Source organism: Flavobacterium pokkalii (genome assembly GCF_014596575.1).
In the GTDB taxonomy this organism is placed as follows: Bacteria; Bacteroidota; Bacteroidia; order Flavobacteriales; family Flavobacteriaceae; genus Flavobacterium; species Flavobacterium pokkalii.
On the sequence record NZ_NASZ01000003.1, the window covers coordinates 267,391 to 279,287 of the forward strand.

At 35.2% G+C, this 11,897-nt stretch carries 12 protein-coding genes; 5 read left to right on the top strand and 7 right to left on the bottom strand.

The genetic code is table 11. The features are described 5' to 3' along the window. Window positions 1–58: 58 nt before the first annotated feature. On the bottom strand, window positions 59–325 hold the full coding sequence (rpmA, locus tag B6A10_RS04170) for a 50S ribosomal protein L27 (protein ID WP_026712573.1): 267 nt from the start codon (window positions 323–325) through the stop codon (window positions 59–61). A gap of 24 nt (window positions 326–349) precedes the next feature. Beyond that, window positions 350–772 carry a 50S ribosomal protein L21 gene (gene rplU / locus B6A10_RS04175; protein WP_055094211.1) on the bottom strand — a complete coding sequence of 141 codons (423 nt, stop codon included), beginning with the start codon at window positions 770–772 and terminating at the stop codon, window positions 350–352. A gap of 242 nt (window positions 773–1,014) precedes the next feature. Here rplU and B6A10_RS04180 point away from each other — a divergent pair, with 242 nt between their 5' ends. Together B6A10_RS04180 and B6A10_RS04185 are read left to right on the top strand one after the other, a co-directional pair. Beyond that, complete coding sequence (locus B6A10_RS04180) at window positions 1,015–2,340, top strand: M16 family metallopeptidase (protein ID WP_188219826.1); 1,326 nt, start codon at window positions 1,015–1,017, stop codon at window positions 2,338–2,340. A gap of 13 nt (window positions 2,341–2,353) precedes the next feature. Continuing rightward, window positions 2,354–3,769, top strand: a complete 1,416-nt coding sequence (locus tag B6A10_RS04185; RefSeq protein ID WP_238929357.1) for a M16 family metallopeptidase — start codon at window positions 2,354–2,356, stop codon at window positions 3,767–3,769. Window positions 3,770–3,831: 62 nt separating this feature from the next. Here the strand turns inward: B6A10_RS04185 and gldD are convergent, their stop codons facing one another. The 4 genes from gldD to mutY are packed head-to-tail and all read right to left on the bottom strand — an operon-like array spanning window position 3,832 to window position 7,257. Next, on the bottom strand, window positions 3,832–4,416 hold the full coding sequence (gene gldD / locus B6A10_RS04190) for a gliding motility lipoprotein GldD (RefSeq protein ID WP_055094205.1): 585 nt from the start codon (window positions 4,414–4,416) through the stop codon (window positions 3,832–3,834). Next, window positions 4,409–5,707, bottom strand: a complete 1,299-nt coding sequence (locus tag B6A10_RS04195; RefSeq protein WP_188219827.1) for a gliding motility-associated protein GldE — start codon at window positions 5,705–5,707, stop codon at window positions 4,409–4,411. The genes gldD and B6A10_RS04195 overlap by 8 nt, the downstream gene beginning before the upstream one ends. A gap of 23 nt (window positions 5,708–5,730) precedes the next feature. Next, window positions 5,731–6,171: a single-stranded DNA-binding protein gene (locus B6A10_RS04200; protein ID WP_188219828.1), complete on the bottom strand. Its 441-nt coding sequence runs from the start codon at window positions 6,169–6,171 to the stop codon at window positions 5,731–5,733. Between the two features lie 51 nt (window positions 6,172–6,222). Further along, complete coding sequence (mutY, locus tag B6A10_RS04205) at window positions 6,223–7,257, bottom strand: A/G-specific adenine glycosylase (RefSeq protein ID WP_188219829.1); 1,035 nt, start codon at window positions 7,255–7,257, stop codon at window positions 6,223–6,225. 134 nt (window positions 7,258–7,391) lie between these two features. Here mutY and B6A10_RS04210 point away from each other — a divergent pair, with 134 nt between their 5' ends. Both B6A10_RS04210 and B6A10_RS04215 read left to right on the top strand, forming a co-directional pair. After that, complete coding sequence (locus B6A10_RS04210; RefSeq protein ID WP_007805026.1) at window positions 7,392–7,682, top strand: HU family DNA-binding protein; 291 nt, start codon at window positions 7,392–7,394, stop codon at window positions 7,680–7,682. A 386-nt stretch (window positions 7,683–8,068) separates the two neighbouring features. Beyond that, on the top strand, window positions 8,069–9,616 hold the full coding sequence (locus tag B6A10_RS04215; RefSeq protein WP_188219830.1) for an Rne/Rng family ribonuclease: 1,548 nt from the start codon (window positions 8,069–8,071) through the stop codon (window positions 9,614–9,616). A 60-nt stretch (window positions 9,617–9,676) separates the two neighbouring features. Here B6A10_RS04215 and B6A10_RS04220 read toward each other — a convergent pair whose 3' ends face one another. Next, window positions 9,677–10,843 carry an MFS transporter gene (locus B6A10_RS04220; RefSeq protein WP_188219831.1) on the bottom strand — a complete coding sequence of 389 codons (1,167 nt, stop codon included), beginning with the start codon at window positions 10,841–10,843 and terminating at the stop codon, window positions 9,677–9,679. Between the two features lie 130 nt (window positions 10,844–10,973). Between B6A10_RS04220 and B6A10_RS04225 the strand changes: the two genes are divergently transcribed. After that, window positions 10,974–11,804: an AraC family transcriptional regulator gene (locus B6A10_RS04225; RefSeq protein WP_188219832.1), complete on the top strand. Its 831-nt coding sequence runs from the start codon at window positions 10,974–10,976 to the stop codon at window positions 11,802–11,804. Window positions 11,805–11,897: the final 93 nt, after the last annotated feature.

An 11,897-nucleotide genomic window follows, 5' to 3' on the forward strand; every position in this document is an offset into this window, starting at 1 on the left:
AACATAAAAAAACCCATTCGCTAGGAATGGGTTTTTTAAATAATTCTGAGAAAATCAATTAAGCTTCTACTTCAAATGGAAGGATAGAAACATAAGATTTGTTATCTCTTTTCTTTTGGAACTTCACAATTCCGTCTACTTTTGCGTGTAGTGTGTGATCTTTACTGATGTAAACATTTTCACCTGGATTGTGTTTAGAACCTCTTTGTCTTACGATGATGTTCCCTGCGATAGCAGCTTGTCCACCAAAAATCTTAACACCTAAACGTTTCGATTCTGATTCTCTACCATTCTTAGAACTACCGACACCTTTCTTGTGAGCCATGATGTTTAAGTTTTAATATTGTTATTATTCTTGAGTATCTTCTTTTTTAGCTTTAGTCGCTTTTTTCTTTGGAGCTTCAGCTGTTTCTACAGTTGCTTCAGCTGCTGCTTTTTTAGAAGCCGCTTTTTTAGCACCTGCTGCAGTAATACCCTCAATTACAATTTGAGTAAGATATTGTCTGTGACCATTTCTTTTTTTGTATCCTTTTCTTCTTTTCTTTTTGAAAACGATAACTTTGTCTCCTTTTAAGTGTTGTAACACTTTAGCTTCTACTGAAGCACCTTCTATAGCTGGGGCGCCTAAAGTTACATTTCCATTGTCATCTAACAAAAGAACTTTATCAAAAGAAACTTTTGATCCTTCTTCGTTAGCTAAACGGTGAACATAAACCTTTAAGTCTTTGCTTACTTTGAATTGTTGCCCTGCTATCTCTACGATTGCATACATACCAAATTGATTTATTGATTTTTAAGGTTGCAAATATACAATTATTTTTTTACCACACAATCACTTAATTTAAAAAAATATTTTCTCTCATTTGTGCTTTATTTTCAGCACCTTAGAAACGGGCAACCAACTTATATTTTTGTTAAAAAAAACAGAATCATTGAATCAAAACTAAAAAAAGGTATTTTTGAAACAATAATAATACACAGCCATGTATTGTCAACTCCTTTTTATTAATCTGTATGAAAAAATTAATAATGTCAATTAGTTCTACACTTTTACTTAGCGGTGCTGTCACAGCTCAAAAAATAAACTTCGAGGAATACAACCTCGACAACGGTCTACACGTTATCTTACACCAGGACAATAGCGCACCTGTAGTAATCACTTCGGTAATGTATCACGTAGGATCTAAAGACGAAAACCCTAACAAAACAGGCTTTGCACACTTCTTTGAACATTTATTATTTGAAGGAACAAAAAATATTAAAAGAGGCGAATGGTTTAACATCGTAACTTCTAATGGCGGAGTAAACAATGCCAACACTTCCGACGACCGAACTTATTACTACGAAGTTTTCCCGTCTAATAATTTAGAACTGGCACTTTGGATGGAATCAGAAAGACTGATGCATCCTATTATTAACCAAATAGGAGTTGACACTCAAAAAGAAGTTATCAAAGAAGAAAAAAATTCGCGCTATGACAATCAACCCTACGGAAGAATTATCGAAGCAGTTAAAAAAAACCTATTTGTAAACCATCCGTATCGTTGGACCACAATTGGTTCTACCGAACATTTGGAAGCCGCTAAGTTGGAAGACTTCAAAGCTTTTAACGAAAAATTCTACGTTCCCAACAATGCCGTTTTAGTAGTTGCCGGGGATTTTGAACAAAAACAAGCCAAAGAATGGATTCAAAATTATTTTGGACCAATTAAAAAAGGAAATGATATTGTAAGAGAAAAATTTGTTGAAAAGCCAATTACCGAAACAATCAAAGCCACACACATCGATCCCAATATCCAAATTCCGATGATTATCTCGGCTTACCGCACCCCTTCTATGAAAACCAGAGATGCGCGCGCTTTAGATTTTATCTCCGCCTATTTAAGCGACGGAAAAAGTTCTAAACTATATAAAAAAATAGTGGACGAGAAGAAAAAAGCACTTCAAATTGGCGCCGTAAGTTTTAATGAAGAAGACTACGGCATGTACATTGTTTACGGATTACCGATGACCAACTACACCGGTCAGGATTTACTTCAGGAAATTGACGAAGAAATCACCAAACTCCAAACGGATTTAATTTCAGAGAGAGATTATCAAAAACTTCTGAATCAATTTGAAAATCTTTATGTAAACGACAATTCAAACGTGGAAGGAATTGCCGAAAATCTAGCCAAATATTATCTGTTGTACGGAGATGTAAATCTTATTAATAACGACATCAACATTTATCATTCCATCACCAGAGAAGAAATCAGAACAGCAGCAAAAAAATACCTGAATCCAAATCAACGTTTACTATTGGATTACATTCCTACACCGGAAAAAAACGAAAACTAAGTCCTTTCGAACCATGAAGAAATCAAGTATATTACTCATCCTAATATTAGTTACCGCAATCATGCCAGCACAAGACCGCAAACAACCTACAGCCGGAAAACCTCCGGTAGTAAACATAAAAAAACCACAAACTTTTACCTTAGCCAACGGACTTAAAGTTATGGTTGTTGAAAACCACAAACTACCCAAAGTAACTTTCAACCTCACGATAGACACACCTCCATTTGCCGAAGGCGATAAAAAAGGAGTCGATGAATTATGCAGCAATCTAATAGGTAACGGAAGTACCAAAATTTCCAAAGAAGACTTTAACGAAGAGGTTGATTTCATGGGCGCTAATATGTCTTTTAGTTCCGGCAGTGCTCACGCCAGCGCCCTGTCTAAATTTGCAAAAAGAACTCTGGAACTTCTTTCTTACGGAGCTTTGGCTCCTAATTTTACTCAGGAAGAACTTGACAAAGAAAAAGCCAAATTAATTGAAGGCTTACGCTCTCAGGAAAAAAGCGTTTCAGCAATTGCCGGCAGAGTGGTTAACGCTTTAGCTTATGGAAAAAACCATCCTTTGGGCGAATTTATTATCGAAAACTCCCTATCAAACATCACATTAGAAGATGTCATAAAAAACTATCAGACGCATTTTGTTCCTCAAAACGCTTATTTAGCCATTGTAGGCGACATTAAATTCGAAGAAATAAAACCACTTGTAGAGCAGCTTTTTGGTTCCTGGAAAAAAACATCCAATAACGACATTACTTATCCGGATCCCAAAAATGTAGCCAACATACAAATCAACTTTGTCGATGTTCCCAATGCCGTACAATCGGATATTTCCGTTGTAAACTCATACCGCTTAAAAATGAACGACAAGGATTTCTTCCCAACCGTTATTGCCAGCTACATCTTAGGTGGTGGTTTTAACAGTTACCTAAACATGAATTTAAGAGAAGCTCACGGTTGGACTTACGGAGCAAGTTCGAATATTGGAGCAGGAAAACACGTAACCAGTATTCGCTCGACTTCTGCCGTAAAAAACAATGTAACCGACAGTGCTGTTGTAGAATTCATCAAAGAAATCAAAAAAATAAGAACCGAAAAAGTAACAACCGAAGCCCTTGAAAGTGCCAAAGCCGGTTACATTGGTCGTTTTGTAATGAAAGCCGAAAAACCGGAATCGGTAGCACGATACGCTCTAAACACAGAAATCGAGGAACTTCCTGCTGATTTTTACGAAAACTACATCAAAACCATCAACGCCGTTACCAAAGAAGATGTTATAGCCGCTGCCAACAAATATTTTTTACTGGACAATTCCAGAATAATTATCGTTGGCAAAGGAAAAGAAGTGATACCAGCACTGGAAAAACTCAACATTCCTATTTTCTATTTTGACAAATATGCCAATCCGGTTGACAAACCGGTTTTTGAATAATTACCAACAAAAAAGGATTCGCAGCTGCGAATCCTTTTTTATTTCTTTCCAATTACAAAATACTATTTCCATGATAAAGTTTCCATCAAATGCTGCATGTCATTTTTAATATAACTCGCAGCCGGCATAATGGAATCAAAATTAGGTTTAGCATAAAAATAAACTGAACCCGTTAAAAAATGTCGGGTACTATCTGTCAAATAAAACTGTGAATTTGTCGCCGCATTTCCATCCACCTGATAAAACATTCCGTACACTTTCTTCTCCGGATTTAAATACGGTTGTTCTAAAATATCATCCGCTTTAATTACGTGTTCAAAAGTTAGTTTTTGAGCATCACGCAACAATTTGTTCAAATTATTATTTACCGGCTTATACGTCAGATAAATGGTTGCTTTCATCTTTGGGTACGAAATCGTAAATCCGCAATCCTTTTCACCTTTTATAATCGCCTTTGCATTAATATCAAAAGCAAAAGGACAGCTATTTTCAAAATGCGCATACTGAGCCATCGGATAATCTAATCGCAAATAAGCAGCCGGTTTAGGTAAAACTTCCTTTTTACAAGCCGAAAACAGCACTATAAAACACACAACAACAGACTGAACTAAAATCTTTTTCTTATCCACACACTTTAAATTAAACATCAATAGTAACTTTTATCTGTTTGATACGTTTTTTATCCACCACTTCAATCGTAAAAACACAATTTTCAAAAGCAATTTTTTGTCCTTTAGCCGGAAAATTACCTGAAATTTCCAAAATAAACCCCGCTAAAGTTTCGGCCTCTCCTTTTTTCTCTTCAAACGATTCTTCGTCAACATCAACAATTCGATAGAAATCCTTAAGATTAATTTTACCTTCGAAAAGGAAATTACGCTCGTCTATTTGTGAAAAATTAATATCCTCATCGTCAAATTCATCACTAATATCACCAACGATTTCCTCGATAACATCTTCCAAAGAAACCAAACCGGAAGTTCCGCCATATTCATCCACCACAATAGCCAAATGACTTTTCATTGCCTGAAAATCTTTCAACAAATTGTCTAACTTTTTATTTTCCGGCACAAAGAACGGCTCTCTTATCAAAGTTGTCCAGTTAAAATTTTGCTTGTCAATATGTGGCAACAAATCTTTGATAAACAAAACCCCTTCAATTTGATCAATATTATCCCGATAGACCGGAATTCGGGAATAACCTTTTTCTAAAATTTTGGTATAAATTTCTTCAAAAGTCTCCGAAATTTCCAACGCAAAAATATCAATTCGGGGACTCATCACCTGTTTGGTATCAGTATTTCCAAAAGACACAATTCCTTCCAAAATTTTCTGTTCATCGGTCGAAGTTTCATCAGCAGCGGTTAATTCCAAAGCCTGTGATAATTGGTCAACCGAAAAATTAGTTTTTTGTTTTCCTAATTTATTATGCAAGTAAACCGTAGCCGAACGCATTGGAATGCTTATTGGAGACAAAAACTGATCTAAAACCGAAATAGGATAAGCAATCGTTTTGGCAAATTTGATATTGTTTCGGCTGGCATATACTTTTGGCAAAACTTCACCAAAAAGCAACAACAGAAAAGTAACCACAATTACCTCAAAAATAAATTTCAACAAAGGCGAAGTAATGGCTGCAAACAAATCGGAACCAATAAAAGAAAAAAGAATAACGACTCCTATATTAATAAAGTTATTCGCTACGAGAAGTGTTGCCAATAATTTTTTAGGTCGCTGCAATAGCTCTGAAAGAATTTTTCCGGTAGAAAGATTTTCCTGAAGTGCCTCATCGATATCTTTTTGCGAAAGCGAAAACAAGGCAACTTCGGCTCCGGAAACAACTGCTGAACAAAAAAGCAACACAAATATTCCGGCAAAACCGAACAATAGATTTACATCTAAAGTATAAACAAAATTAAAACTGGGCTCCGGGTCCAAATTAGAAAAGATTAGTTAAACAATTAAAAAGGCAAATCATTTATAGGTAAGCCTTTATTGGGCGTATCAAAATTAGTGTTTTTAGTAGCATCCGGATGCTGAATTTGTTTATTGTTTTCAGTCTCTTTTTTAGTTGTTAAAAAAGTAAATTCCGTTACCTGAATTTCAACAGTATGCTTCGTCGAACCATCTTCTACCTGCCATTGACGGGATTTAATCCTTCCTTCTACATAAATCTTATCTCCTTTTGACAAATATTTTTCACATATTTCAGCCGCTTTATTACGAACTACAATATTATGCCATTCGGTTGAAACAATCCGCTCATTGGTTGTCTTATTAATATACACTTCATTCGTAGCCAATTGAAATCTTCCAATACAATTACCTGCATCAAAATAGTGCATTTTAACATCGTCACCTAAATGACCAATAAGCATCACCTTATTTAATGTTCCGTTCATAATATATAAGCTGGTATTGCTACCAAAGATACATTTTTTACTCCTTATTTTCTATTCCGATTCAATAAAATTATGAATCACAATTGGAAACGGATATTGCTTTAATTCCTCTTTGGTAATTCCGTTGACCAACTCCCCTTTTACATTCAGCTTCCAAAACTTAATATGCAAATGCTGATGCGACAATTTATGCACAATACTTTTTTCGTTGCAAGCCTGCATACTTATAACAGGATTAGCAAAAAAAGAGTTCGTAGCGACCGCATTAGAAACGAACTCGAAGTCTTCTTCCTGCAAAGTTTCAATCAAAGGAAACTCGTATAAATTATACCAAATTCCCTTCGCAGTTCTTTTTTGCACCAAAGTCTTCTCATCGGCATCCGAAACCATAATATAATTAAAGTAGCGATTCCTCACTTTTACTTTTTTGGATTTCACCGGCAATAACTCAACTTTCTTTTTTTGCAAAGCCGCACAACTTTCGTTAAAAACACAAACCGCACAATCCGGATTTTTAGGCACACATTGCAAAGCACCAAACTCCATAATAGCCTGATTAAAAATAGCCGGGTTATCTTTTGGCATTAATTCAAAAGCTAAGGCTGCGAATTCTTTTTTGGCGGTAGCCTGAGCAATATCGGTATCCATATCAAAATAACGGGAAAGTACTCTAAATACATTTCCGTCCACTACAGGAACGGCTTCATTATAGGAAAAAGAAGCAATGGCCGCAGCAGTATAATCGCCCACTCCTTTTAATTGTAACAAATCTTTATAGTTGTCCGGAAAAACTCCGTTTAATTCCGTCGCAATATATTGAGCTGTTTTATGCAGATTTCGGGCACGGGAATAATAACCTAATCCCTGCCACAATTTCAACACCTGTTCTTCCTCGGCTTTTGCCAAATCAAAAACCGTTGGAAAAGCTTCAACAAAAGACAAAAAATAGGGCAATCCCTGCGCTACTCGCGTCTGTTGGAGCATAATTTCCGAGAGCCAAATATGGTATGGATTAGTGGTTTTTCGCCATGGCAAATCACGCTTATTTTCTAAATACCACTTTATTAACGAGTTATAAAAAATCATTATAAAAAATTTGTTGACAAAAGTAAAAGTTTATGTAATTAAAATTTAATGAATTAGCTTGAATAATTGTTTTTTTAATTCATATATTTGCACACTCAAAAAAATTATTACAGAATAATAAATAAGGAAAGAAAATGACGAAAGCAGATATCGTAGCGAAAATTTCAGAAAAATTAGGTCTTGAAAAAGGTGATGTTCAAGCAACAGTTGAGACTTTTATGGAGGAAGTAAAAACTTCATTAGAAACTGGAGACAATGTATATTTAAGAGGTTTCGGTAGCTTTATCGTAAAGACAAGAGCAGAGAAAACAGGTAGAAATATCTCTAAAAACACTACCATCAAAATTCCTGCACACAATATTCCTGCTTTCAAACCTGCAAAAGTATTTGTAGAAGGAGTAAAAACAAACAACGAAGCAAAATAATATTAATTAATCATAAAATCGACAAGATATGCCAAGTGGTAAAAAAAGAAAAAGACATAAGGTAGCGACTCACAAACGTAAAAAAAGAGCGAGAGCTAACCGTCACAAAAAGAAAAAGTAGTTTATAACTACTTTTTTCTTTTTAAACGTTCATTGAAATTTGGTTTTCAGACTTCAGAATTTAGATTTCAGACCGCAGCATAAAACTGTTTTCTGCTTACTGAATACTGCACACTGAATTCCTCCGGGTTAATACCTGTTCAAAATATTGTTTAATCCATCTGTAAATAAGATTTTAGATTTCAGATTTCAGATTTTAGATTTTTCAAGTCTATTTTCTATTCTCTATATTCTATTTTCTGAAAAAACAGATAAAAATTTACAACGTGAATAAAGAATTAATCATTCGATCTAGTTCTGATTCCGTAGATTTTGCCTTATTAAAAGATGGAAAACTAATTGAATTACACAAAGAAGAAGAAACCAGCAATTTTCAGGTAGGCGATATTTTTATTGCTAAAATCAGAAAACCTGTTGCCGGACTTAACGCTGCTTTTGTAAATGTAGGTTTTGAAAAAGACGCTTTTTTACATTATCACGACTTAGGCCCTAATCTAACTTCCCAACTGAAATTCATAAAACTTGTAAGCGCAGGTAAAATAAAAGATTTCTCCCTAAAAAACTTTCAGTTTGAAAAAGAGATAGACAAAGACGGTACTATTACTGATGTAATCAATGCCAATCAATCTATCTTAGTACAGGTTGTAAAAGAACCAATATCAACCAAAGGCCCAAGAATAAGCGCTGAGCTTTCTCTTGCCGGACGTTTTATTGTGTTAGTCCCTTTCTCTGACCGCGTTTCTATTTCTCAAAAAATAGAAGACAAAAAAGAAAAAGACCGACTTAAAAAACTGGTACAATCTATCAAACCAAAAGGATTTGGCGTTATTGTTCGCACAGTAGCCGAAGGCAAAAATACAGCCGAATTAGAAAAAGATTTGCAGAACCTGCTCAGCAGATGGTCTGCAATGTATAAGAAATTACCAACTGCTCATCATCCCTCAAAAGTTTTGGGTGAACTCAACAGAGCTTCCTCAATACTTAGAGATGTTTTCAACGATACTTTTACCAGTATTCAAATAGATGATGAAGAGTTGTACCATCAAACCAAGGATTACCTGCAAGAAATTGCACCATCCAAACAATCAATTGTGAAGTTTTATCAATCAAACGACACGCCTATTTTCGAGAAATTCAATATAGAGAGACAAATCAAAACTTCTTTTGGAAAAACCGTTTCCATGAGTAAAGGAGCTTATTTAATTATCGAACACACCGAAGCTTTACACGTTATAGACGTGAACAGTGGAAACCGTTCGAATAAAGCGACTAATCAGGAAGACACAGCCATGGAAGTTAATATGATTGCCGCAGCCGAAATAGCCAGACAATTGCGTTTGCGCGATATGGGCGGAATAATCGTAGTAGATTTTATCGATATGTCGAATCCCGAAAACCGCAAAGTCCTCTTCGACTTCCTGAGGGAAGAAATGAGCGATGATAAAGCAAAACACAAAATCTTACCTCCGAGTAAATTTGGATTAGTCCAAATTACCAGACAAAGAGTAAGACCGGAAAGAAATATTAAAACCAGAGAAGAAGATCCAAACAATGAAAATGGTGAAATTGAAGCACCAATTTTAATCATTGATAAAATCAATGCCGATCTGGAAAGAGTTTTAAAAACCCACAAAAAAGTAGTACTCAATGTACACCCGTTTGTGGCTGCATACCTCAGCAAAGGTTTTCCATCATTACGTTCAAAATGGTTTCTTGAACATAAAAAATGGGTGAAAATTATACCACGTGACGCTTACACGTATTTAGAATATCATTTCTTTGACAATAAAGGAAATGCTATTACAGAAGACTAAACAAAAAACCGCTTTTCGTGAGATTAGCGGTTTTTTTGTGTCTTATTTCTAAAATTTAAATCAAATACTTTGCAACTTCAAAGCCCGCTGTTTTCTCTGCAAAAACAACACCGTAAACAAAACCCCCATTAAGGACATTCCTATCCCCACTAAATTTGGCGAAGCATAACTATAACCGGCAACCAATGGCAAACCACCAAGAAAAGCCCCCAAAGCATTACCAATATTAAATGATGCCTGTATAGCTGCCGAAGCAATCATCTCGGCTCCTACCGCAACCTGAATCATTAACATTTGAATTGATGCAATAAATGTAAACGAAATACATCCGGTTGAAAACACTAAAAACAAACTAACATAAGGATTATAAGAAAATAAAAATACCATAACCAAATCCAAAGCCATCAACAAAAACAACACAACCAGTGTTCTATCAGGCTGAAATGTATCAGCTAATTTACCTCCAATCATATTCCCAACAACCATTCCGGCACCAGCTAAAATCAAGATATAAGGAACACTCGTTGCAGAAAAACCTGAAATATCAGTCAATAAAGGCGCTATATAACTAATCCAGCAAAACAATCCTCCCACTCCAATAGCAGTTATCAAAATCACCAGCCAAGCTTCAATTTTAGTAAATAACCGCATTTGTTTCTTCATCGACACCTGATCATTAGAAGGTAAATTTGGCATCCAAAAATAAAGCGAAACAAGTGTTAATACTCCCAAAATTCCGATTAAGATAAAAGTATAACGCCAGGAAAGATGATGACCTATAAAAGTTCCAATAGGCACCCCGATAAGATTGGCAATTGTTAATCCCGCAAACATAATCGAAATTGCCTGAGCTTCTTTTCCCTTTTCGGCCAGGCGACTGGCTACTACTGCCCCAACACCAAAAAAAGCTCCATGCGGCAATCCCGACAACAATCGGGTTAAAACAAAAAAACCATAATTTGGCACAACTACAGACAGCGAATTAAAAAACGCAAGCATTCCTGCCAAAATTAAAAGCGTTTTTTTGGGCGGATAATTTCGGGCAACAACTACCAATAAAGGCGCACCAATAACTACACCAAGCGCATAAGCCGAAATTAAATATCCTGCAATTGGAATACTCACATTTAAATCAGCAGCAACATCCGGTAATATTCCCATCATCACAAACTCCGTAATCCCAATAGTCAAACCTCCCAAAGCCAGTGCCAGCAAACTTTTTTTCATAACATTCTACCTAAAAAATTAACATTAGAGATTTCTCATTTAAAAAGACAACCTCTTTTACTTTGCAAATTTATTGACAACTACCTCAAATAAATTGTAATTTTACAACATAAACTTGCAATTTTAGGTTATGAAAAAATTAAATCAATTTGACACCTTAGTCATCGATGAATTTGAGGAAGATCAATACCATCTTCCCCGGCACAGCCATACCTATTACGAGATTATTTACATCATCAAAGGAAGTGGAATCCATCAACTGAACAAAAACCTGATTCCGTATCAAAGCGGAGATTTATTTTTACTTTCAACCGATGACGAACATTATTTTGATATTAAAGAAACCACCCGGTTTTTCTTTATCAAATTTACCGACACCTATTTTAATTCGAATAAAAAACTTTCCTGTGACGAATTTTTACTCAACACACCGGAAAATTTTATGCGCGAACAGTCACTGAAAGAAAATGTTTTAAAGCTCAACGAAAGTTGTGCTGCTATTTTAAAAAACACCATCGACAACATCCGAACCTACAATAACACCGGAAATATTTCAACTTCGCCAATTGCTTTTTATCAAATCTTATCCATTTTTGGTTTAATCAAAGAAAGTTTGCAGCAACAAAACATCAAATTTTCAGGCTTCGGAATTGACAACGATCAGATTATCTCTTACATTCATCAAAATATTTACAACCCAAAACTGGTGCAAATAAAAACGATTGCTGCTCATTTTAATATTTCTCAAAATTATTTCGGAAGTTATTTTAAACGCAATTTCACCATAAGCTATCGGGAATATTGCAACAAGCTACGAACTCAATTAATAGAAAAAAGAATCCAAAACAAACAACTGTCGCTAAAACAAATTGCCTACGAATTTGGTTTCACCGATGAAAGCCATCTTTCCAATTATTTTAAAAAACAACGGAATATAAACCCTAGTGCGGTGAAGAAATAGACTGCCCCCAAAAGTTTAGACAAATTTATAATTAATTTTGATAATAATGAGCTCGATATTGTATCGGGCTCATTCCTTTTAAATTCAGCTTTA